The following is a 23,876-nucleotide window of genomic DNA, read 5'->3' on the forward strand; positions in this document are numbered from 1 at the left end:
CCTTAGCGGCCCACGTGTGGCCTCGAAGCAGGTGAGCAGCACTTCGAGCGACGGTGCCTCGCTGCTTATGACCCTGGCTCCGCCTTATACCCGGTGAACTCCTCACCCGTCTTGATGTTCGGGTATTTGGCGATGCTCTTTTCGTACTCGGCGACTGGCGCGGCGGCAACGCCGAACATCCAGCCCATGTCGAGCTTCGACGCGAAAAGGTTGACCGACTCGCCGGGATCGCTGCGAAGATCGTAGACCATCGGGAACTGCGGCGTGACGATCGGCCCCTCGATGTTGGAAGACCAACGGAATACGGCTTTGACGTTGCGCCACTTGCTCGACCAGATCTCGCCGTCTGGGCCGAAGTGCAGCAGCGTCTCGCGGCCGGTCGCGTCACTCTTGCCGAGCAGGAACTTCGAGGCGTCGACTCCGTCGATCGGCCGGTCGTCCGGCACGCGATCGGATGCTCCGGCGAGGGCCGCGAAGGTCGTGTACCAATCGTGACAGGAGAGCATTTCGTCGGTTACCACCCCGGCCGGGACCGTGCCCGGCCAGCGCACTATCGCGGCAGTCCGGTACGAGCCTTCCCACGGCAGATCCACGAACGAGCCGCGGAACGGGCCGTTCGAGCCGCCCTGAATGTCGTGCAGCTGGCCGCCCGGCGTGGCCGTGTTGTCGCTCGAGTACACGATCAGTGTGTTGTTGGCGATCCCGGCTTCCTCGACGCAGTCGACGATCTGGCCGACCCGGTAGTCGATCTCGGCCAAGATGTCGGCGTACGCGCCCAGGCGGTCCGGGGAGGTCTGGTCGAAGTCCGGGTGAGGGGCCTCCGGTGGGTGGATGTGAGACAGTCCGACGTAGGTGAAGAACGGCTTGCCCGCTGCGGCTGCGCGCTTGATGTAGTCGGTCGCCTTACCGGTGATCAGCTCCTCCAGGAACGGGCGGACCTCCAAGTTCAGCTCGCGGACCGCGGTCTGCTTGCCGCCCTTGGTGCCCTCCCAGATCTGCGGTGGCTGGAGCCCTCTCGCCTTCGCGATAGCGTCGAACATCGCATACGACGTCCAGCCGCATTCGTCGGCGCTGTTGCGGTAGCCCCACCACTCGTCGAAGCCCTGGTCGGTCGGCAGCCTTCCCTCGGTGTCACCGCAATGCCACTTTCCGAACAGTGACGTCGCGTAGCCCGCGTCGGAGAGTAGATTCGCGATCGTGTACTCCCACGGACAGAGGCCGCTCTTGCCCGCGCCTGGGAGCGGCACCGTATACGTGCCGCTGCGGACCGACTGACGCCCGGTCAGGATCGCTGAACGTGTCGGCGTGCACTGCGCTTCTACCGAGTAGTTGGTGAAGCGGATCCCCTTGCTCGCGAGCTTGTCGATCCGTGGGGTTGCGGTGCTCCCGCCGTAGCAGGAGTAATCACCCCAGCCCACGTTGTCGCTCAGGACGAACACGATGTTAGGCCTGCCGTCACTCACGCCACACCCCTTGATGCTTGCGGGCAGGCACACCTGTGGCCTTGCGCCCGGCCGCTATCCATCACTGCGCGCGCTAAGATCCAGGCAGGCCCGCCCGGCATCACCTGACGGCCGAATTCACCTAGGTGGAAACGGCCCCGGCGCTGAATTTGAGTGCGACAGTGTATCCCCTGCGCCCTGCGTGGGCACCTTCTGACCGGCGTCGCTCTACCGCGCTCTGTCCGAACCGGACAGCGACGCCGAGCGCGAGCAGGCCCCGGAGAACGTCGTGTCGGCACACGAGCCGTTCGTCTGCTCGGTCGTTCGGCGCGTTTGGTTCTCGCTGAGCAGCAGCTCGGGCACCGCCTCATCCGACGATGACGTCCGCAGTTCGCTGCCCTCACGTCCCGGCGTCGGGATGACCGCGTCCACCCGTGGCAGGTGAGGTGGCCGGCGTACCGGACCGGTAGGTGTGTGCTGGCCGGAGGTGTAGTGGGATGGCGGTCAGAGAGCGTGGATCCGGTGCGGCCTCGCCCGGCACAGTGGGGTGGCGGCTGGTCGAACTGCCGGGCGGGACCTTCATGATGGGCTCCACCGAACAGCGCTACCCGGCTGATCTCGAGGGCCCACCGCGGCGCGTCGAGGTAGCGGCCTTCCGGATTGCCCGGTGTGTGGTCACCAACGACGAGTTCGCCGCCTTCGTCGGCGCGACCGGGTACATGACGACGGCGGAGCGCGAAGGATGGTCGTTCGTGTTTGCCGGGCTGCTGCCCGCGTCCTTCCCGCCGACACGCGCGGTGGCGCAGGCGCGGTGGTGGCGGCAGGTCCACGGTGCGGCCTGGCTCCGGCCGGAGGGGCCGGGCTCGACGCTGGAGGGGCGCGGCGATCACCCCGTTGTCCACGTGTCGTGGCTGGACGCGACGCAGTACTGCTGGTGGGCCGGGGTTCGGTTGCCCACGGAGGTCGAGTGGGAGTGCGCGGCCCGGGGCGGGCTCGACGGGCGGCGCTACCCGTGGGGTGATGAGCTGACTCCGGCAGGCGAGCACCGGATGAATGTGTTCCAGGGAGAGTTCCCGGAGCACGACACCGGCGCGGACGGCTTCGTGGGCACAGCTCCGGTCAGATCGTTTCCGCCGAACGGCTATGGCCTGTTCGAGACCACCGGGAACGTGTGGGAGTGGTGCGCTGACCGGTTCGGCCGGACTCGACCCGGCCAGCGGAACATGCGCGGCGGCTCCTACCTGTGTCACGAGTCGTATTGCTGGCGCTACCGCTGCGCGGCCCGCAACGCGAACACCGCCGACAGCAGCGCGGGCAACATCGGTTTCCGGGTGGCCGCCGGAGCGCTGGATCAGGCGACCGAACCACAAGATCCACGTAACTGATCAAGCGGAACCGGATAGACGTGCGCCAGCGCGTGAGTGTGGTGTCATTCGTGGTGCGAAACCGAGTGATTGAGGGTGGCTAGACGTGGCCCGCGAGGTGTCACGTGCAACTGTCGATGCAGGTAGTGGCCCTGTGAGGCAGGATGCCGCCACCTTTTAATCCGCGGGTTCAGGGTTCGACCCCTGGGTGCCCACCTGCGGGAACGTTGGGACGCACTGGACGATCTACTGATCTGGCCACTCTGGTTGCCGGAATCTCGCACCGCGAGTGATCCCATGCGGGGCGCGACGCTGTGGCCCACGGCCACCGCCGGATCTTCAGATGTTCACACAACTGCCGCGCTGATCGTCCTCGGTCGCCGGACCTCAACCGGTGCACATCGCCGCTCCCCCGACGACGTTGTGCGCCCCTCATAGCCCGACACCGTCGGCGGCCGGCCGCCCCCTGCGCCGGTCTGTTTCCGGTGCAGGAGGCGATGAGGGCGAGTACAGCCACGAGAGCAGCAACGCCCAGCGAGACCTGGGCGTGCGACCCTCGGGTGGGTTCATGCGGCGAGCGTCTCCTTACCGATGGAGGCGTCTTTGATCACGCGGGCCAGGATGGCGAGAGCGATGTCCATGACCTCGGCGGTGACGTTGAGCGGAGGCAGCATGCGCACCACGCAGTCGTCGCGGCCGCCGAGTTCGAGGATGAGCCCGGCCCGCAGCGCCCGCTCCTGCACTTCTTCCGCAAGCCGGCCGGCGGTGCGGCCGTCGCCCGGTGCGACGAGCTCGACCCCCCACATCAGGCCGAGTCCCCGGACCTCGCGGACTGCGGGGTGGGCGCTCAGTGGTTCGAGAGCGCGGGCGACCTGCTCGCCTCGTGCCCGCACGTTGTCGAGCAGGTCGTCCCGGCGGACCAACTCGATGGCCTTGGCGCCCGCGGCGAAGGCGAGCTGGTTGCCGCGGAAGGTTCCGGTGTGCGCTCCCGGGGCCCAGACGTCGAGGTCCTGGTTGTAGATGATGACGGCGATAGGCAGGCCCATGCCGCTGAGGGCCTTCGAGGCCACGATGATGTCCGGCTCGATGTCGTACTGCTCGAAGGCGAACCAGGTTCCGGTGCGGCCGCCGCCGGTCTGCACCTCGTCGATGATCAGCGGGATGCCCAGGTCCCGGGTCAGTTTCCGCACCCGCTGCGCGAAGAGCAGGGTGGCGGGGTTGACGCCGCCCTCGCCCTGCACCAGCTCCATGATCACCGCAGCCGGCAGCGGGATGCCGCCGTTGGGGTCGGTCAGCGCCTCCTCCAGCAGCGCCGCGCAGGTCGCGTCCCAGGTGGTCGGGTCGATGCCGTCGGGGACGCCGCCGGTGGGGTAGGGGAAGAAGTGCACGCCGGGCACGCCGTTGGCGATGGGGGTCTTGGTGGAGAGGCTGCCGGTCACGGCCATGCCGGCGTGGGTGGTGCCGTGGAACCCGCCCCGGAACGCGATGATGTCGCCGCGGCCGGTAGCGGTCTTGGCCAGCTTGATCGCCGCGTCCACGGCGTTGGCTCCGGTCGGGCCACAGAAGTGAATCTTCATGTGGTCCCGCATCGGCTCGGGCAGCATGGATAGCTGGGCCTCGGTGAAGGCGTCCTTGGCGGGCGAGGGCATGTCGAGGCCATGGGTGAAAACGGACATCTGCCGCGTCGCGGCCTCCACCAGCTCGGGGTGGTTGTGTCCGAACGAGAGCACGCCGGCGCCGGCGAGGAAGTCGATGAACACGTTGCCATCGAGGTCACGGATGTAGCTGCCCTGGGCCTCAGCGACGGCGAACGGGAAGTGCCGTGGGTAGACGCGGGCGGCCGACTCGTAGCGTTCCTGGCGGGCAAGCAGTTCGGCGGAGCGCGGGCCCGGCAGCGACGTCGTCACTTGCGGCTGCCCAGAGGCCGACCAAGCTGCGGTGGACATGTAATCTCCATTCAGATCAAATGAACAAGACCCTGGTGAATCAGGGACGGGACCGGGCAGACTGCGGCTGGCATCGGCGCGGGAGCCGCCCCGACCGGTACCGGGGTGGTCACGGGCTCGGGTATCACGCAGAAGCCGCCCGGGGCCGCAGAGAAGCTGCCGGCGTCAGCAGTGGGGCCGGCGGCTGAGGCGGGCTCCCACCGCTGCGAGTCGAGCTGCCGCTATGAGACCAAAACGCTCGTCGTGGCCACCCGACTCGCGAATTTCATCAGTTCATCTTCTCCCTCTGCAGAATGCCCTGAAGCTTTCTCGTCCCGCAGTGCAGGGTCAGACCACCTCCAAGGACGTAATCGGTTCGTTCGCTTTCCACGTGACTGGTCAGGTACCCCCGCGCTGTGATGGTCGCAGGCACGGAGAGCCGGGCCCAAAAGTAGAGAGGAGCCTGGACGTTGCCCGGATACATGCCCGTGCCCAATTTCCGCCCACGTTACAAATCATCCCGTTCGGGTGTCTTGGAGGCGATTGACTGAATTGGTGGAACCCGGCTTCACCGGAAAGAGCATGCAGGGCCTCACGCGACTTCTGGAACCGGTGGCACGACGCCTTCCCCCGACAGCGCGTGACGACCCAGCCGGTGGTGGCCGAGGGCGACACGATCGCCCAGGCGTCGACGTTCCAGGGCACCCACTCCGGCTCGCTGACGACCCCCGGCGGTACCTGGGTTCCAGGACCTGGCGCCAGGCGAGCGCCGCGTTCGTGATGGTGCGCGGGAGCATGCCGTCCGGACGGGCCTTCTACCTCGACCAAGTCGACCAGCTCGGGTCGCACGGGGCGCGGGCGGGCGGCAGCCGACCCGCTGATCCGCACCCGGCCCTGCAGGCGCGACCGCGACAGACCCGCAACGACGCGCCCGGGCGGCAGCGGCAAGGCGTGCCGCCATTCCTGGACTATCCCACTGCCGCCGACATGGCCAATCAGTGAACACGACATGTCTGGGGCATTGTGCCCGTAGTGCAGTGCACCCCGGCCAAGTCGATGTACGTTCTCGCTGACGTCGACAGGCGGCGCCCGGTCAATGGTCAGCACCACATCGAGCTACCGCTGGATTTTTTCACCAGTTGGGGAGATGGCGTACCAGGTGCCATCGACGCCCTCGCCGTTCGCGTCGCCCGGGTTGTGGTCACCGCTGTAGTAGTACATCGGCCAGCCGCCCAGGGTGACCTGGCGAGTGCCATCGTCTCGATTGAGGATGCCGACCCGGGCGGTGGCCACGCCGTCGACGAAGATCCGGCCGCCCTGCGCAACCAGCACCGGCTCCCAAGTCTGCGCGCAGGCTCCCACGCAGTTCGACTTCGGCGGCTTTGCCGTGTCCTTGTCGAACCGGTACATGGTACGGCCCACCGCGTTGTGCACGATCGGGTTCAGTCCACCGGCCGAACCTGCGGTGAGCTGCACCCATTTCATTGCGGCCGGACTGTTGCTCGGGCCCCGGTAGAAGTCTCCGGTGTCAGCCGCGGCGTTGTTCTGTTGCGCGGTGCCGGTCGCGTAGGTCAGCCCCACCTGCTGGTCGGTACCGGTCTGCGAGAGAGCGGCCTTGGAGCCGTCAGGCGCGATGGCGAACCAGGTGCCGTCGACGCCCTGGCCGTTCAGATCACCGGCTTTGGAATCGCCACTGAAAAGGTACATCGGCCAGCCGTTCAGCGTCGCCTGCTCGGTGCCGTCGGTGCGCTTCACCGAGCCGATCAACGTATTGTCCACTCCTTCGACGAACACTTTGGAGCTGCCCTCGACCAGCAACGGGGGCCACTTCTTTGCGCAGTCGCCGTCGCAGTTCGACTTCGGCGGGTTTGCGGTGTCCTTGTCGAACCGGTAGACGGTCCGCCCAGTAGCATTGACCACCGCCGGGTTGAGCGGGCCCGCTGTGGCCGCGGTGAGCTGTATCCACGCCCTCGCCGGCGGATCGGTGCGCGACCCGGTGTAAAAGTCGCCGGTATCAGTCGGCGCATTGTTCTGCTGCGCGGTTCCGTTGATCAGCTGCAATTGGACAGCCGAGGTGGCCCCAGCCGCTTGCGCCTGCGCCGGGGTGTCGACCACGTCCGACCCGTTCCGGACGAAGAAGAAGACACCGGCGACCACGACGAGCAGGATGACAATTGTGACCCCGCGTTTCAGACTCACCTCAGGGTGCCTTTCGAAATCGAATTCATGGCGATGGGCTCCGAGCGGATTTTTTCCGGATCAGCCAGTCAGATTAAGTGACGTCAATGTGCCGCTCGTCAGATTTGTCACATACGCCCGCGTTCCGTCGGGCAGCACGCTGATACTGGTCGGCGTCTGCGCGGTGGGCACCGTCGCGGTGATCTTGCCGGTTCTGGGATCGATGGTAGAGACGGTGTTGTCTCCGTCGTTCACCACATAAAGAAATTGGCCGTCCGCCGCCCAGGCGACCGCCTGTGGATGTTGACCAACCGGAATTGTGGTGGTCACCGTGTCCGTGCCGGCGTCCAGCAGGGTGACCGAGTTGCCGTTGAAGTTGACGACAGCCAGTAGCGGCTGCCGGGGGTTCACCGCGACGGCATTCGGGGCGGCCCCGACCGGGACCTGGCCGGTGATCTTGCCGGAGGCAGGGTCCAGCACGGTGATCAGGTTGGCGCCGCGATTGACGACGTACGCCTTACGTCCGTCGGGAGACAGCTCTACCCAGCTCGGGTCCGGCGGGACCGGGGTCTGTCCCGTCACCTTCAACGAAACGGTATCGATCGTCCACACACTCTCCGGGTTGTGCACCGGCACGATCAGTCCCCGGCCGTCCGCGGTGACTGCCGGCCGGTATGGCTGACCAGCCACCGGAACCTGCCCGAGCACCTGGTTCGTGCTGGTGTCCAGCACAGCGATCTCAGAGCCCGCGCCGGAGACGTCGAAGATGCTGACGTAGAGCCGGCCGCCATCCGGGGAGAAGGTCAGAAACTGGGGTGGGCCGGCCGGAATCGGCACTGTGGCCAGCTTCGTGTTGGTCGTGGTGTCCAGCACGTTGAGCTCTTTGGCGTCCCCGTTGGCCACGTAGAGCAGTCGGCCATTGGGGGAGACGGCGGCGAACCCCGGGGTGGCACCGGCTGGGAGCGGGCTGCCTGCCGTCGGGATCGGCGCGCTGGCCAGCGGCGGAGTGTTCGAGATCGGGGCCAGCGCAGCGGCCGTCTGATCACCGGAACCCGGCCCGGAGTCCACGATGTGCGGGACGGCCAACACCACGCCGACAATTGCTGCCAGCACCACCACCGCGGCCACGGGGACGGGCCAGCGCCTGGACCGGGTCGACCCGTCGGTTTTGCCCCGTGCCGGCGAGTCGGCATCCTTACCGCCCTCCGCGGCAGTGTCGGTCCTGCGCTGGGTGAGCGCCTGCTCACCCCTCTGGGCCCTGGCCACGACGGCCGCGCCCAGCGCCACCGCGTACTTCGGGTGCGTGTCCACCACGGTCGGCCGGCCCAGCGCCTCGGACACCATCCGCGCCACCAGCGGGATCCGCGACGACCCGCCGACGAGCAACACTCCGCTCAGATCTGCCGGCGTGACCTGAGCCGATGCCAGGGCCCTGGTCAGCGCCGTGATGCTCGACTCGATCGGGACCTTGATCATGTCCTCGAACTCGGACCGGGTCAGCCGCACCTCGAACTGCCGGCCGGGCAGGAATACCGGGATGACGGTCTCGGTGTCCCGGGACAGCGACTCCTTGGCCAGCACGCAGTCCTGCCGCAGCCGGTCCAGCGCCACGGCCGCCTGGGGGTCCCGCCGGTCCAGCGCGTCCAGCGCCCCGCCCCCGACCACGTTGACGTGGGAGAGGATCGCCTCGTCGAAGTCGATGCCGCCGAGCCGCTCGATCCCCTCTGGCATGCCCAGGATCTCCACCCCGGCCGGGCCGCTGCGCAGCACGGTCGCGTCGAACGTCCCGCCGCCGAGGTCGTACACGGCCACCAACTCACCGTCGGTGAGCCGCCGGGATGACGCGTAGTGGGCGGCCGCGCCCTCCGGCTCAGTGATCAACCCGACGTCGGTCAGCCCGACCATCCCGGGTACCTCTTCGAGTAGACCTCGGCGAAATGGGCCCCAGTTCGCAGGGTGGGTCAGCACCACGCGGCTCGGCGGCTCACCCTCGGTCTCGGTCACCTTGCGGAGCACGTCACCCAGAACCGCACCGATCAGGTCGCTGACCGTGTATTCGGTGCCGGCTAACATCACCGGTGTCGGGTCACCGAGCCGCCGCTTGAATTCCCGCACGACCCGCTCCGGGTTGCTGACCGCGCGCCTGTTCGCGGCATCTCCGGAAATCAGTTCCCCGTCGTCAGCCCGGTAAACGACGGACGGTGTCACCACTGACCGGTCGCCCAGGGTGAACATCTCCGCTTGGTTCGGCCGTGCTACCGCCGCGGCCACGAATGTGGTCCCCAGGTCGACACCGAGATCGTACGTCACGCCATCCGTCCCCTGAACCCGCAAGAGATCGCTCGCCGACCTCCACCTGCACAATCAACCGCCGCACGCACAGTCTCCCCGTCTTGACCGGGACAAAAGGCGTAAGAAGTTGTCGCGCAGCTTAGCAGCATGCATAAGCGCAAGATCACCGGCTGGCACATCGATTCCGGGTAGCGCAACACGCACGGTGAGTAACAAAGCAATGCTTACATCCATCTCGGACAAGGCAGACAAAACGTGCAGGCATGCATCAGGAGATGTCATAGAGCAACCCCAATTCCCACTCGGGAGACTTCTCGGCTACCCTGATCAACCGCTTCCCACGCATACGTCATAAACATCCCTGACGTTGACGTACCGATATAGAGTTGTGACCTCCGTGGAGATGGATCGTGACCGACACCGGGCGCACCGAAACGCCATCCATCGACCAGCTCGTCCTGGTCGCCAAGGACGCTCCCCACGGCTGGCGCAATAGCCGGGGTGAACGTCTGGACCTGCTGTTCGAGGAACGCTGTGACTACATGAGCAGCTATGGCGGCGCGGACCGGCTCGCGGTGGACACCGGAGACGTCCAACTGACCTATGACGAGCTGGACCGCCAGGCCAACCAGCTCGCCCGCTACCTGCGCGCCCGCGGGGTGAGCCCCGGGGACCGGGTCGCGCTGCTGTTCGACCAACCGGTGAACTCGTATATCGCCATGCTGGCGGTGCTCAAGGTGAACGCCGCGTACGTGCCGCTGGACGTAGGCTTCCCCGGCGACCGGATGGCATACATCGTCTCCGACGCGCACGTCAGCCTGGTGCTGTCGCTGTCCGGGGTGGCCGAGCGCGTCCCGGACCTGCTGAAGCTGGGCGCTCCGGTGGTGTACGTCGACCAGATCGCGCAGCTGCTGGCCGAGCAGGACTCCCGCCGGCTGCTGGACGTCGAGCGCGGCGCCACCACCGCTGACCTCGCCTACATCATCTACACCTCCGGGTCCACCGGCCGCCCCAAGGGCGTGGCGATCGACCATCCCAGCATCTGCAACTTCGTGCGTGTGGCCGGCGAGGTCTACGGAGTGCGTCCGAGCGACCGGATGTATCAGGGCCTGACCATCGCGTTCGACTTCTCCGTCGAGGAAATCTGGGTGTCCTGGGCGTCCGGCGCCACGCTGGTGCCGAAACCGGCAGGAGTGAGCCTGCTCGGCGCCGACCTGCACGACTTCCTCACCCGCAACCGGGTCACCGCGATGTGCGTGGTGCCCACCCTGCTGGCCACCATCGAGGACGAGCTGCCGCTGCTGCGCTTCCTGCTCGTCTCCGGGGAGGCATGCCCACAGGACCTGATCAACCGATGGTGGACACCGCAACGGCGGTTCCTCAATGTGTACGGCCCCACCGAGGCGACCGTGACTGCGACCTGGACGGAACTGCACCCGGGGAAGCCGGTGACCATCGGCGTCCCGCTGCCCACCTACGTCACCGTGATCCTCGACGTGGACAACCCGTACCACGCGCTGCCGCACGGCGAGACCGGTGAGATCGGCATCGCCGGCATCGGCCTCGCACTGGGCTACCTGAACAATCCGGAAAAGACCGAGAAGGCGTTCATCAACGACTTTCTCGACATTCCCGCCAACCCGTCCAAGCGGATCTACCGCACCGGTGACCTCGGTCGGGTCAACGCCGACGGTGAGATCGAGTACCTGGGCCGCATCGACCTGCAGGTCAAGATCCGCGGTTACCGCATCGAGCTCACCGAGATCGAGTCGGTACTGCTCGAAGTGCCCGGCGTGGCCGCTTCGGTGGTCAACACCTACGAGCCGACGCCGGGCAACGTGGAGCTGGTCGGCTACTACAAGCTGCGCGCCGACACCTCATCGATCGACCAGAACGAGATCTTCGCGCTGCTGCGCGAGCGGCTGCCCAAATACATGGTGCCGGCCTACCTCGAGCAGATCGACGAGATCCCGATGACCACCAGCGACAAGGCCGACCGAAAGGCGCTGCCGCCGCCCGGCCAGCGGGCCAGCCGGATGCCCGCGCGCGAAGTGGTGGTGGCCGGCAACGAGACCGAGCGGCTGCTCACCGAGACGCTGGCCTCGGTGCTCGGCCAAGACACCATCTCGGTGGACGCCGACCTGTTCGACGAGATCGGCGCCAGCTCGCTCGCACTGACCCAGTTCTCCACCGCGCTTCGTAAGAAGCACGGACTGCCCCGGATCACCATCAAGGAGATGTACGAGGCGCGCACCCTCCGCGATCTGGCCACGCTGCTCGGGGCCGGCCAGCCAGGGATGGGTAACTCCGGCGCTGACGAGCGGGGGCCGGCGGTCCCACCGGCACCAGTGGTCACCGGGAGCAACGTGCGCTTCGCGCTGACCGGACTGGCCCAGCTGGTCTGCTACCTGGCTATGGCGCTGCTGGTCGGCTGGGTGCCGGAGCTCGGCTACGAATGGGTGTCGGGTGCACCGGACCTGTTGGTCGGCTTCGGCCGCGCGATCGCCTTCTCAGCGGCCTCGTTCGTCGGGTTCGCCGCACTCCCGATTCTCGTCAAGAACCTACTGGTGGACCGGTGGAAAGCCACCGAGATTCCGCTGTGGAGCCTCGGGTATCTACGGTTCTGGCTGGTCAAGACACTCATCCAGGTCAACCCCGCCGTACTGTTGCCCGGCCCGATATACCAGTTCTACCTCCGGCTGCTCGGTGTCAAGATCGGCAAGAACGTGCTGATCCTTTCCCGTTCGGTGCCGGTGGTCACCGATCTGATCACCATCGGGGACGGCACGGTGATCGAGAAGGACTGCATGTTCTCCGGCTACCACGCCGAGGCCGGCGTCCTGCGGCTGGGCCCGGTGACCCTGGGCCGAGACGTGTTCGTCGGTGAGAAGACCGTGCTGGACATCGACACCGCGCTGGGTGACGGCGCGCAGCTGGGGCATTCCTCCGCACTGCTCCCCGGCCAGTCGGTGCCGGCCGGAGCGAGCTGGCACGGGTCACCGGCGGAACCCTGCATGACGAACTACCGCACCGTCGAGCCGCTGCCGGCTAGCTCGGCGCGTAAGGCCGGATACGTCCTCGTGCAGCTGCTCGGCGTGGTACTGCTGGCCCCGGCGCTGCTCACGGCGCTGGTCGCGCTGCTGACCAGGGTGCCGGTGCTGGCCGCGATCCAGACGAGCGGCAGCACGCTGCTGCAGAGCCCGAGCTTCTACCTGATCACGCTGGCGGTCGGCGTCGTACTGTTCCTGGTCGCGCTGGCTGTCGGGCTGATGGTCATGTTCAGCGTGCCACCGCTGCTCAACCGGCTGATCACGCCGGACCGCGACTATCCGCTCTACGGAGCGCATTACATGGTCCAGCAGCTGATCACGAGGCTGACCAACTCCCGGTTCGCGATGTTGATGCTCGGCGACAGCTCGTTCATCATCGGGTACCTCCGTGACCTGGGCTACGACCTGGACCGGGTGGTGCAGACGGGCTCCAACTTCGGCACCCAACTGGTCCAGGACTCGCCGTTCCTCAGCCGGGTGGGTAGTGGGACGATCATCTCCGACGGGCTGTCGTTGATGAATGCGGAGTACTCGAACACCTCGTTTCGGATGCGCTCGGTGCGTATTGCGGAGAACAACTTTTTCGGCAACGACATCGCGTTCCCGGCCGACGCGAAGGTGGGCAACAACGTCCTGCTGGCCACCAAGGTGATGGTGCCGGTGGACGGCCCGGTGCGGGAGAACACCGGGCTGCTCGGCTCGCCGCCGTTCGAGATCCCACGTTCCGTGCCCTCCGAATCCTCGACGGACGCCGAGTACGCGTTCCTGGCAGACCCGGCACAGGTGGCCAGGCGGCTGGCCGCGAAGAACCGGCACAACGCCGGCACCATCGCCACCGTGGTGCTGCTGCGCGCCTTGGGCTTCGGGTTGGCGCTGGTATTCGGGGCGGTCGGGCTGGCTCTGCTCAACGCCGACAACGGGTTCGGGGTTGACGGTGCGCTGGTCGTGGTCGCGGTCGCGGTCGTGAACACGGTGTACTCGGCGCTGTTGGAACGCGCGGCGCTCGGCTTCCGTCGGCTTCGGCCCCGGTTCTGCTCGATCTACGACCATTACTTCTGGACTCATGAGCGGCTCTGGAAGGTCTACATCCGTCCGATCTTCGTAGGGACTCCCTTCCAGGGGATGATCTGGCGTCTGGCGGGCGTCCGGATGGGACGGCGGGTGTTCGACGATGGCTGTGCGATGCCGGAGAAGTCACTGGTCACCATCGGGGATGACGCCGTCCTGAACGCCGGGAGCGTGATCCAGTGTCACTCTCTGGAAGACGGCTTCTTCAAATCCGACTACACCGCGATCGGCGCGGGCGCAACCATCGGCGTCAAGGCGTTCGTGCATTACGGCGTGCAGATGGGCGAGGGCGCGGTGCTCGGGGCGGACGCGTTCGTACTCAAGGGCGAAGAAATAGAGGCCGGCTCCCGCTGGCGCGGCAACCCGGCTGCGGAGGCCCGCACACCGGTACCCGTCGCACCGCCGACCACTCCCGCCGCCCAGTCACGCGTGCTGCTACCGGCCTCGGCCAAGGCGAACACCGCCGCGCCGATTGCCGCCACGAGCAAAGGCCGCTAGCAAGCCCGAGCTTGGAGGTACCACCCGAGCGGGCGTGATCGTGGTCGCGGCGTGTGGTCAGTGGACGGTTCGGGCGGCGGCGAGGATCTGGTTGGTGACCTCGACCGGGTGCGAGATGAGCGTCAGGTGCGAGCCGCCGGGCACCTCCACGATGTGGGAGTGCGCCCGGTGGGCCATGGCGAGTTGCGACTGCGGCGTGATGATCTGGTCCTTCGTCCCGATCACGTACCAGGACGGGATCGTCTTCCACGCCGCGGCGGTCGAGGGGGTGTTGAACGCGGCCGCGGCGGCGGGGCGCTGCGTTGCCCACAGCTGTTGCGCGGTGCGCGTGGGCAGGTCGGGGGCGAAGTTGTGCAGGAAGATGTTCTCCTTGAGGTAGTACTGCACAGCCCCGGCCGGGGCGCCGACGTAGGGCGTGCTGTCGAACAGTGTGGCGGGGTTTCCGCTCAGGGCTGAGGTCTTGCCGCTGAGCTGTCCGTTTGTCTCACCCACGTCGGGTGCGGCTGCGTCGACGTAGACAAGGACTTTCACGTTGGGGTTCCCCGCGGCGGCGTTGGTGATGACCGCGCCGCCGTAGGAGTGGCCGACGAGCACGATCGGGCCCTTGATGGTCGACAGGAAGTCCTTGACCTCCTCGGCATCGCTGGTCAGGCCACGCAGGGGGTTGTCGATGGCCCGCACGACGTACCCGTCGCGCTGCAGGGCGTCGACCTCGGCGTTCCAGCTGGAGGCGTCGGCCCACGCACCGTGCACCAGCACGATGGTCGGCTTGGGTGCGGCCTGGGCCGGCGCGGCGTGTGCGACCGATCCGGGATCGGCCGGAGTTGCGGCCTGCGCCGTCGTACCCGTGACGGTGGCTACGCCGAGCGCGAGAACGGCCGAGAGCGCGCCGGTCAGGAGCGCAGAGTGCAGCTTTCCGGACGAAGTGTGCATGGGTGGATCTCCAAATAAGCGAACATATTGCCCGAAGGGATGAATGTGGTTCCGAATTGCTCTGCCCGAGGCCAGCTCTCACGGCGCACGAGCTGGCGTATGTGATCCGGAGAGCTTTCACGCATGCTGGTGGCGCGGGCGTCAGCGAAAGCGGTTCGGGCGAGGCGGGTGAGCGCGTCGCCGGGACACATCTGGAGGCGCCATCTGGAGTACGTCCTAGTAGTCCAGGTCCCCCTGCGTCTTCTCGATCGGCGCGTGCGGGTCATCGTGCGGATGTGATTGCACGGTCGCTCCTTTTCGTTCGCAACTAGCTGGATCGGCTCCGGCCAGTGCTCGTAGATCTCGAGTTCGACCACATCGCACGGCCGGCCTCCAGCCACAGCGAGCTCTGGCTCAAACCGCCCGCGGTAGAGCTGCGTCCCGAGATCCCTCGTTGACCCCGTACTCCTTCAGTTCCGGGGTGCGGAAGCGAGAGAGCACACGTTCGATCGAGCCTTGCTTTCCGCCAACGTAGACGGGTGTTCGCACATTCCCGGGGACGTCAAAATTTTCTGGCTCGCCTTGCTCGGACCGTGCTGACGTCGGCGCCGATTCTCGATCACCCAAGATTCGTCCGTACAGGCGAGTGTGCCGACAGCAACCGTTCGCGGCCATTGCGTAGACACCAGGATTGTCGCGATGCACACCTGAGGGCAGGGCTAGGGCGAACCCAACAGACGGCACCTACCGGCCTCCGTACGTTGAGGTGGTGGCCGCTCTGCGGGTTGTCGTCGGCGAGGACACGCCCTTGTCCGCGAGGGCATCGTCCGGATTCTGGAACGCGCCGGCGTCGACATGGTCGACGCGGTGGACAACGCGGACGAACGAAGCGAGTGTGCGCCGGCCGCTCTTCCAGGAGTGTCACGCCAGGCCCGCTCGCCGCTGGTAGTCCTCGACGAGCGTGCGCAGTTCCGGGCCGTGCGGGCGTCGTCCTGGTCGGATGTCGCAGGTGAGCACCTTGGACTCCTGGATGTGGACGTTGGGGTCGAGTGTGATCGAGAGGAGGTCGTTGGCGCTGTCGCCGGTGGCGAGCCCGTTGTGACCGAAGTGCCAGGGCACGCCGACCTGGTGGGTCTCGCGCCCCTCGATGCGCAGCGGTGTCATCCGATCGGTCACGAGCACCCTCAGCTCGATCGCGTTGCGGGCGGTGATGACGGTGGCCCAGCCGAGGTGGGTCAGGCCTCGCTCGCGGGCAAGTTCGGGGGAGACCTCGCAGAACGCCTCGGGCTGCAGCTCGGCGAGGTAGGGCAGGTGCCTGCTCATTCCACCTGCGGTGTGGTGCTCGGTGAGACGGTAGGTGGTGAGCACGTACGGGAAGACCTCGGAGCCGACCGGGTGGTGCCGGTTGCCTGGCTGGTCGTACAGCATGGCCGCCGGGTTGCGCGGCTGTTCCGGGTGCAACAGGTTGGTGTGCGGGGTCTCTGCTGGTTCGTAGTGCGTGGGCATCGGTCCGTCGACCAGCCCGGCAGGCGCGAACAGCCACGCCTTCCCGTCGGTCTGCATGATGAACGGGTCGTCGCCGGCCAACGCGGCTGCGGCCGTCGCGCCCGGTGGCGGGATGTAGTCCGGCGCGGTCCTGGCCGGGAAGTCCGGTACGTCGTGGCCCGTCCATTTCTCGCCGTCCCACCAGATCAGCGCTTTGCGCTCGCTCCACGGCCTGCCGGCGGGGTCGGCGGAGGCGCGGTTGTAGAGCTGGCGCCGGTTCGCGGGCCATGCCCAGCCCCACTCCGCGGCCACCCAGTCCTGCTCGCGGGCGGGTTTGCGCCGTGCGGCCTGGTTGACCCCGTCGGCGTAGACGCCGCAGTAGATCCAGCAGCCGCATTGGGTGGAGCCGTCGCCGCGGAGCTGGGAGGAGGTGGTGAGCAGCTGCCCGTCGGGCCCGTGGCCGTTGATCTCCTGCAGCACGGCTGCGGCGCTGGGCTCGGCAGTAGGCCCGTGCACGGGGTAGTTCCAGGTGAGCGCCTTGATCGGGGCGTCCCGGGGATCGTCCGACCCGGCCACCTTCTGCTTGATGATTCGGCCGAGGTGGTAGAAGAACCACAGGTCGCTGCGGGCGTCGCCGGGTGGCTCGACGGCCTTGTGCCGCCACTGCAGCAGTCGTTGGGTGTTGGTGAATGTGCCTTCCTTCTCCACATGGTTGGCCGCGGGCAGGAGGAAAACCTCCGTGTCGATGTCTTCGGTGCGCAGTTCCCCGGTCTCGATCTCGGGCGAGTTCTTCCAGAACGTCGCGGTCTCGATGCAGGCGAAGTCGCGAACGACCAGCCACTCCGCTTTCGCCAGGCCCAGCCGCTGCATCCGGGCGTTTGCGCTGCCGACAGCCGGGTTCTCTCCGGCCACGATGTAGCCGGCCACCTTCCCGTCGGCCATGTCGAGGACGGTGCGGTAGTTGTTGTGGTCCCCGGTCAGGCGCGGCAGCCAGTCGAAGCCGTAGTCGTTCTCCACGGTGGCGGCGTCGCCGAACCACGCCTTGAGCAGGCTCACGATGTAGTTGGGCATGTCGCCCCAGAACCCGGCAACGCCGACGTCCGGGGCGATGTAGTTCGCCAGTGACGTCCCGAGCGGGCCGGCCGGCATCGGCAGGTAGCCGGGAAGGATGTTGAACAGCGTGGGGATGTCGGTGGAGCCCTGGATGCTCGCGTGCCCGCGCAGCGCCATGATCCCGCCGCCCGGGCGGCCGATGTTGCCCAGCAGCGCCTGCAGGATCGCCGCGGCCCGGATGTACTGCACGCCGACGCTGTGCTGCGTCCAGCCCACCGCATAGGACCAGTTCGTCGTGCGGTCGCGCCCGCTGTTCTCGGTGATCGCCCTGGCGACCTCGAGGAACGTGTGTTGCGGGATGCCGCAGACCTCTTCCACGAACTCGGGGGTGTAGCGGGCGTAGTGCCGCTTGAGGATCTGGAAGACGCAGCGCGGGTGCTGCAGTGTCTCGTCCCGCGGCGGCTTCGTGGCGACCGACGGGCCGCCACTTCCGTACTTGTCACCGCCCGCGGTCAACTTGTGCTGGTGACCGCCTTGCTGGACCGATCCGCTCGGATCGACGGCGGTCGGGTCGGCGCTCTCGTACGCCCAGGTGTCGACGTCATAGCAGGACCTTTCCGGATCCCAGCCGCTGAAGAGTCCGTCGAGATCCTCGGTGTCGCGGTAGGCGTCGTTGATGATCGCCGCGGCGTTGGTGTAGGCGACGACGTATTCGCGGAACTCTTTGCCCTCGGTGAGCACGTGGTTGATCAGCCCGCCGAGCAGCGCGATGTCCGAGCCCGCCCGGATCGGGACGTGCAGGTCTGCCAGCGCGCTCGTGCGCGTGAAGCGGGGATCGATGTGAATGATCTTCGCGCCGCGCATCTTTGCGTTCATGACGAACTGGAAGCCGACGGGATGGCACTCGGCGAAGTTCGACCCCTGGATCACGATGCAGTCGCTCTTTGCGAGGTCCTGCTGAAAAGTCGTGGCGCCGCCGCGACCGAACGAGGCCCCCAGACCGGGGACGGTGGAGGAGTGTCAAAGGCGGGCCTGGTTCTCGACCTGTATCGCGCCGAGAGCCGTGTAGAGCTTCTTGATGAGGTAGTTCTCCTCGTTGTCCAGCGTGGCCCCGCCGAGGTGGGCGATGCCCATCGTGCGGCGCAGCGGCTGGCCGTGCTCGTCGGTGTCCTGCCACGTCCGGCGCCGCGTGTCGAGCACGCGGTCGGCGATCATCTGCATCGCCGTGTCGAGGTCGAGGTCCTCCCACTCCGTCCCGCCGGGACGCCGGTATCGAACCGTAGTGACGCGGTCGGGAAGTAGTACGAGTTGCCTGCTGGCCGCGCCCTTCGGGCAGAGCTTCCCCAGCGAGATCGGCGAGTCCGGATCACCCTCGATCTGCGTGATCTTCTCGTCCTTCACGAACACGAGCTGTCCGCAGCCGACCGCGCAGTAGGGGCAGATGGACTGGACGACGCGGTCGGCCTCCGCAGTCCGCGGTGCGAGGTGCTCGTTGCGCGCCGACCGGACAGCCTCACCCCGGGCGGTCCAGTCCGCTCCCGTGACCTGCCGTATCACCGGCCAACGCCCGATCCACTGCCTCACTCCCACGAATGGCCCTCCTCAGTCGTCCAGCGCCCCCGCAGCGATCGTGCCGCTCACCCGGTCGGCGACTTCCCCTGAGAAACCACCGTCGACCGAACGGCAGACTTGCCCGCGAACCCCGTGGTTACGCTCGTGGACCGCGACACGAGATTGTTTGTCGCGCATGCTGACTTTTCCGTTGTTGACCGACGCGGGCGGGCCGACCCGAGGGCTCTGCCGCGCCTTTCGGGTGCTCGCAACGGAGAAGTAATGTCGTTTCCCGCAATTGGAGGACCCCACTGCAACGACTGGCGGCGCCGAGAACTGGGGGCCCTCATCCTCCACGCCGTGGCCGGTCTACGGTCCCCAGCTTGCGCGCCGTGGACATCGCCCGTTCGGGTAGTCCTGGCCCCTCTTGTCCTGGCCGCAGGCGCACATAATCGATGGTGCTCGCCAGACCAGGACCGCTGGACCCGAGTAGCCGATCCCGTGCCTCAACCCATCCGAGGATCGCGAGAGCCAGCAGAATCAAGGCTGCGAGGTAGACGAACGCCACGGTGGGGGAGGCCACCGTGTACAGAAGTCCGGCGATCGAGCCAACTGCGACCTTCCCGATGGCTTGGACGGTCGCGAGAAGCCCGAAAGCGGATCCGCGGATCTCGACCGGGGCGAACGCGGCCACGGCGGCATGTTCCGACGGTCACCACATCCGGCCACATTGAGCGCATTCCGTCGAAGCCGCAGTCGCTTTGACGAGATTTCGCCGACCGGAGGAACGAAGTGAACAAATCGTCGATTCCTCCATTTTGAGGCGCAACTCAATATTTGCGGGTCGCAACGCTGCGAGTTAGCCTCGCGCCCGTGCAGATCCGTGAGTTCTCCGGTGAGGAGTTCGACGAAATCTCCAGTGAGTTCTTCATGCCGGCGGTCGTCCGGAGGGGTCTTGACTTTCGCGTGCGGGTGGCGTTGCAGGAACTGGACACGGGCTTGACACTCTCGCGGGTGCACTGGGGAGGGCCGAGGTCGACGACCCGCACCAACCGGATGGCAGCGAGAGCGTCGGACGCCAGCCGGATGCTCTTCGCGGTACAGGAGGCCGGCCGGGGCCACATGACCCAGTGCGACCGTTTCGCCGAATTGGCGCCCGGTACGGGGTTTTTGACCGAGGCGTGTAGTCCCGCCACATGGGTCTCGCAGACCGAGACCGAGCGGTTGATCTTGTCCTTTTCCCGCGAGCTGCTGCCGCTGCGTGCTGCCGAGATCACCGAGGGCTGTGCACGCAGCATGAACTCCGCATCCCCGGCCATGCAGACGCTTTCCGCCTACCTCGGTCGGTTTTTCGAGATCGCCGACGACCTCACCGCGCCGCAACGGCTGGACGCCGGGCGTGCCGGGATCAACCTGCTCGCCATGGCGCTGCGGGACGTCGTCCCCTCGGTACCGGGCGGCGACGGCCCCGCGGGGGTGCTGCTGGAGATGATGCTGACGCACGTCCGCAAACACCTGACCGACCCGGAGCTGCGGGTAGAGGAGCTGGCGCGGCGGCATTACGTGTCGGTTCGCCGGGTGTACAACCTGTTCGAACGGATCGGGACCACGCCCGGTGCGTACCTTCGCGAGCAGCGTCTACTCGCCGCCCAGACGATGCTGACCGACCCGAGGTATGACCGTCTCTCGGTATCGAGCATCGCGACTGCTGTCGGGCTCCTCGACCTCGGTACGTTCGAACGGGCGTTCCGACGGCAGTACGGGATGACACCAGCCCGCTGGCGCCGTGAACATCGCCACTCTGGATCTGCTCCTCCAACGGGGAGGAATTGCCTCCCCCGCTGACGAGAAAACGCCCGCTCCCCGAGACGGCCCGGTGCGGCAGACTGGGGTGATCCGGTTGGACCTCAGAAGAACTTCACGCGGGCCGGGTGCAAGCTGTTGCAACGGTTTCTTCTTCGGAATGGTGTCGCTCGTGGTGCGAGGTGAAGGGAGCGAGGGTGATGAGACGTGGCCGCCGAGGTGCCGCGCGTTGCCAGTGCCGACCGCCTACTTGAGCAACGCGTCCAACCCTTGCAAGAACCCGGGCGCGCCGTTGTACGTCTTGACGATCTTCATCGTCTTGGTGTCGATGAGCCATCCGCGCGGGTCGGAGATCGGCTTCACACCCTTGTTGAGTTGGTACGTCGGGTCGATCACCACGTCGTACCTGGAGGCGTACTTCGCAATCCAGTCCAGTGCGGTGCTCTGCCGGGCCGTGAAGTCCTTGGGGGTGCCGGGTGTGGGGTCCACCGGTTTGATGTCGGTGTGCAGCGCCTCGAGCTGGCGCAGGCCCTTGCTGCGGTACTGCGTGTCCCACGTGTTCATGCTTCCGGCCTGGGCCACGCATGCCCCACAGCTTGACCTGCCAAGGCTGAGGAAGAGCGCCTTGATGCCCTTGGTGCCGCTCGGGTCGTAGTAGTCGCTGAGGTCGATGTCGGTGAACTGGCGACCGCCGTCTTGGTAACCCAGGAAGGTGAAGTCGCTGATCGTATTGCCGACGTTGAAACCGTACGGTCCGGTTGGGTACACGGCCACGGGCGTCTCCGGCTACGCGATGGATCCGCATGATCACGCGGAGTGCGAACTTTACCCCGTTTCGCAGTCGATCCGGACCGGCTGATCAGCTGAAGTTCTTCGTCTCCGGCCGTGCTCGACACCGACGGCCTCCCCTGGTGAGCTCGGTGGCCGCCTGCTGGATCTCGTCGTTCGCCGCGGACATCCTCGATGGCCGAGAGCGCGCAGGCTCGGTACTCGTGGGCCGGCCCGATCACCCGGCCCGCATCACTGAGGCCGGTAGCCGTCCGCCCGCGGGCCGGGCGAGGCGGGTGCGAACGCGCCGGTCGTTCACCCCGGATGCCCTGGCCTTGGGCCCGTCGCCGCAACCGTCCGGTGGCAGGCTCAAGATCAGCGAATCGGGACCCGGAGCCGCGTCATCAGCGGTTACGGGTACCGAACTGGTGATCATGAGATCGCGCGCCGGGCCGACGGGTGGGCGAGCGGCCCGCTCGCGCAGACCTATCAGACGAGAGCGCCGCTCGTTCACCCGATGCCGGCCCCCGCACCTCCCCGCTGAAGGCCCCACCGGTTACGGCACCAGCACGACCGGCACATCGATCCGGACTTATCGCGCGAACGCGCCGGTCGTACAACCCGACCTGAACGCGGCGACCAGATTCAGCGTCGTTGCGCTAAGGGCTGCCCCGGTCGTCGTCCACCGACCAGGCCGTCTACGCCGGTGCAATGTGGACGAGCACTGCCGACTCAAGCAGTTCCGCCTCCTGCCGCGCCGAGATCGCCCGCCATCATGCTCTGGCTGCGCACCGACCTGCAGGGCACGCGTTAAACGCCAACTGGTGGCGTAGCGGCGAGAAGAATGGCGGCGGACTGTTTGGCGCGTCGGGCTGCGTCGGGCGTGCGTTCACGGAGTGCGGTGACAACCGCCCCGTCCATGAGCATGTGCAACGCGTGGGCGGTGGGCTCGGGCGCTGGATGGCCGGCGGCCTGCAGTAATTGCGTCAGATAGTCGATGACGGCGCGTTTGTGTTCGTTGGCAACGGCATGGGCGGTGCTCTCGGGGTCGGCGGTCTCGACGACGGTGTTGATGAACGCACAGCCCCGGAAGTCCTGCCGCCCGAACCGCTCCTCGAGGGCGTCGAAAACGGCCAGCGGCTTGGCGTCAGCAGTGCTCGCCAACGCGTCGACGCGCGTGGCCAACCACTCGCGCCACGCGGTGTCACGCCGGCGCAGCACAGCGACGATCAGGTCGTCCTTGCTCTTGAAGTGCCGGTAGAAGGACGCGCGTCCGACACCTGACTCCTCCAGGATGCGTTCCACGCCGACCGCGCGAGTGCCTTCTGCGTAGAACAGCTGCTCTGCCGTCTCCAGTAGACGCCGTCGTGCCTGGGTTGCCACGCCAAAGATGGTACCAGTCGGTTCCTTCTTGACAGGACGGTACCGATTGGTACCGTCCTGAGTGTCAAACGGAACCGACTAGTACCAACTGGAGAAGCCATGTCCCGCGTCCCGCAGCTCACCACCGACCAGCCCGACCTCGACGCTGACCAGCGCGAGCTGCTCGAACAGACGGCCGCCCAGCTGGGCAAGGTGCCCAACCTGTACGCGGCGATCGCCAACGGGCCGGCTGCTCTCCGCGGCTATCTGGTTCTCCGCGAAGCCCTCGGCAACGGAGCGCTCGATGCGCGAACCCGAGAGAAGCTGGCGTTGCTGATCGCCGAGGTGAACGGCTGTGGTTACTGCGTCGCAGCCCACACATTCCGCGGCACACGCCTGTTCAAGATGTCCGCCCAGGAGCTCCTGGACACCCGGCAAGCGCGTGACAGCGATCCGCACACCGAAGCGGTGCTCCACATCGCACGCGCCGTGCTCCGCACCGGTGGTCGGGTCGACGACACCGTGATCGAGCGCGCTCGCAAGGCCGGTGTCACGGACGCGGAGCTCATGGAGATCGTCGGCCACATCGCGCTCAACGTGTTCTCCAACTACGCCAACCACCTCGCCCAGCCGGAGCTGGACTTCCCCGCGGTCGATCTCGAGAAGCGCAGCGACATGTCTCGAGCCTGGCAGTACGCCGACGAGGTAGAACTCGTCGACGGCTACCGGGTGGCCGACGCCGACGGCGTTGACACCGGCACGGCGCGGAACGTGGAGATCGCGTTCAGCGGGGGGTTCGTGCACATTCGGCACTTCGGGGCCGACCTCGTGCAAACCGTGTCCGCGCCCGCGGTCCGGCGTATCAGCCAAGGGCTGTCTGCCGCGGCTTAGCCGACCGCCGGGCCGTGCTCGTGGGGGAGACCGTCCGCGCGCCAACACCGGAGCGTGGACGTCGGCGAGCAGGCCCGGCATGGGAATCGTCACCTGGCACAGAGAGGGCGTGGAGCCCGGCGTGGAGGGGGCGCCGGGGTCGCTCGCCTTGGCACGCACGGTGGAGGTGCCGGCCGGTTCATGGACACGGCCGGCCGGCCCTTTCCGTGCTGACCCTCTTGTGTGCAGGCGGGT

Annotated in this window: 14 protein-coding genes; 6 read left to right on the forward strand and 8 right to left on the reverse strand. The window is 67.1% G+C overall.

Translation table 11 applies throughout. The annotated features are described in order from the left end of the window. Positions 1 to 65: 65 nt before the first annotated feature. The gene (locus ABD743_RS20220) at positions 66 to 1,463 is read right to left on the reverse strand and encodes a sulfatase-like hydrolase/transferase (RefSeq protein ID WP_344723685.1); all 1,398 of its coding nucleotides are present in this window, start codon (positions 1,461 to 1,463) and stop codon (positions 66 to 68) included. Between the two features lie 476 nt (positions 1,464 to 1,939). Between ABD743_RS20220 and ABD743_RS20225 the strand changes: the two genes are divergently transcribed. Beyond that, positions 1,940 to 2,827 (forward strand): formylglycine-generating enzyme family protein, encoded by an 888-nt coding sequence (locus ABD743_RS20225; RefSeq protein ID WP_344723686.1) that lies wholly within the window; start codon positions 1,940 to 1,942, stop codon positions 2,825 to 2,827. A gap of 545 nt (positions 2,828 to 3,372) precedes the next feature. On the opposite strand, the gene ABD743_RS20230 is transcribed toward ABD743_RS20225, so the two are convergent. Beyond that, on the reverse strand, positions 3,373 to 4,752 hold the full coding sequence (locus ABD743_RS20230) for an aspartate aminotransferase family protein (RefSeq protein WP_344723687.1): 1,380 nt from the start codon (positions 4,750 to 4,752) through the stop codon (positions 3,373 to 3,375). 526 nt (positions 4,753 to 5,278) lie between these two features. On the opposite strand from ABD743_RS20230, the gene ABD743_RS44525 reads away from it, so the two are divergent. Both ABD743_RS44525 and ABD743_RS20235 read left to right on the forward strand, forming a co-directional pair. Further along, the gene (locus ABD743_RS44525) at positions 5,279 to 5,512 is read left to right on the forward strand and encodes a nuclear transport factor 2 family protein (protein WP_379659334.1); all 234 of its coding nucleotides are present in this window, start codon (positions 5,279 to 5,281) and stop codon (positions 5,510 to 5,512) included. Between the two features lie 14 nt (positions 5,513 to 5,526). Further along, entirely contained in the window at positions 5,527 to 5,733 is a 207-nt protein-coding gene (locus tag ABD743_RS20235; protein ID WP_344723688.1) for a hypothetical protein, read from the forward strand. A 114-nt stretch (positions 5,734 to 5,847) separates the two neighbouring features. On the opposite strand, the gene ABD743_RS20240 is transcribed toward ABD743_RS20235, so the two are convergent. Together ABD743_RS20240 and ABD743_RS20245 are read right to left on the reverse strand one after the other, a co-directional pair. Further along, positions 5,848 to 6,930 carry a hypothetical protein gene (locus tag ABD743_RS20240; RefSeq protein WP_344723689.1) on the reverse strand — a complete coding sequence of 361 codons (1,083 nt, stop codon included), beginning with the start codon at positions 6,928 to 6,930 and terminating at the stop codon, positions 5,848 to 5,850. A gap of 60 nt (positions 6,931 to 6,990) precedes the next feature. Further along, a complete protein-coding gene (locus ABD743_RS20245) occupies positions 6,991 to 9,219 on the reverse strand; it encodes an Hsp70 family protein (protein ID WP_344723690.1) in 2,229 nt (742 codons plus the stop codon). 392 nt (positions 9,220 to 9,611) lie between these two features. On the opposite strand from ABD743_RS20245, the gene ABD743_RS20250 reads away from it, so the two are divergent. After that, entirely contained in the window at positions 9,612 to 13,817 is a 4,206-nt protein-coding gene (locus ABD743_RS20250) for a Pls/PosA family non-ribosomal peptide synthetase (RefSeq protein ID WP_344723691.1), read from the forward strand. A 57-nt stretch (positions 13,818 to 13,874) separates the two neighbouring features. Here ABD743_RS20250 and ABD743_RS20255 read toward each other — a convergent pair whose 3' ends face one another. Both ABD743_RS20255 and fdh read right to left on the reverse strand, forming a co-directional pair. After that, positions 13,875 to 14,750, reverse strand: a complete 876-nt coding sequence (locus ABD743_RS20255; RefSeq protein ID WP_344723692.1) for an alpha/beta hydrolase — start codon at positions 14,748 to 14,750, stop codon at positions 13,875 to 13,877. Between the two features lie 900 nt (positions 14,751 to 15,650). Beyond that, entirely contained in the window at positions 15,651 to 18,857 is a 3,207-nt protein-coding gene (gene fdh, locus ABD743_RS20260; protein WP_344723693.1) for a formate dehydrogenase, read from the reverse strand. An 834-nt stretch (positions 18,858 to 19,691) separates the two neighbouring features. On the opposite strand from fdh, the gene ABD743_RS20265 reads away from it, so the two are divergent. Further along, entirely contained in the window at positions 19,692 to 20,663 is a 972-nt protein-coding gene (locus ABD743_RS20265) for a helix-turn-helix domain-containing protein (RefSeq protein ID WP_344723694.1), read from the forward strand. Between the two features lie 204 nt (positions 20,664 to 20,867). Here ABD743_RS20265 and ABD743_RS20270 read toward each other — a convergent pair whose 3' ends face one another. Together ABD743_RS20270 and ABD743_RS20275 are read right to left on the reverse strand one after the other, a co-directional pair. After that, complete coding sequence (locus tag ABD743_RS20270; RefSeq protein ID WP_344723695.1) at positions 20,868 to 21,395, reverse strand: peroxiredoxin family protein; 528 nt, start codon at positions 21,393 to 21,395, stop codon at positions 20,868 to 20,870. Positions 21,396 to 22,199: 804 nt separating this feature from the next. Then, complete coding sequence (locus tag ABD743_RS20275; RefSeq protein ID WP_344723696.1) at positions 22,200 to 22,772, reverse strand: TetR/AcrR family transcriptional regulator; 573 nt, start codon at positions 22,770 to 22,772, stop codon at positions 22,200 to 22,202. 99 nt (positions 22,773 to 22,871) lie between these two features. Here ABD743_RS20275 and ABD743_RS20280 point away from each other — a divergent pair, with 99 nt between their 5' ends. Further along, positions 22,872 to 23,642 carry a carboxymuconolactone decarboxylase family protein gene (locus tag ABD743_RS20280; RefSeq protein WP_344723697.1) on the forward strand — a complete coding sequence of 257 codons (771 nt, stop codon included), beginning with the start codon at positions 22,872 to 22,874 and terminating at the stop codon, positions 23,640 to 23,642. The last annotated feature ends 234 nt before the right edge of the window (positions 23,643 to 23,876 follow it).

The organism is Pseudonocardia yunnanensis (assembly GCF_039534065.1).
Lineage (GTDB): Bacteria > Actinomycetota > Actinomycetes > Mycobacteriales > Pseudonocardiaceae > Pseudonocardia > Pseudonocardia yunnanensis.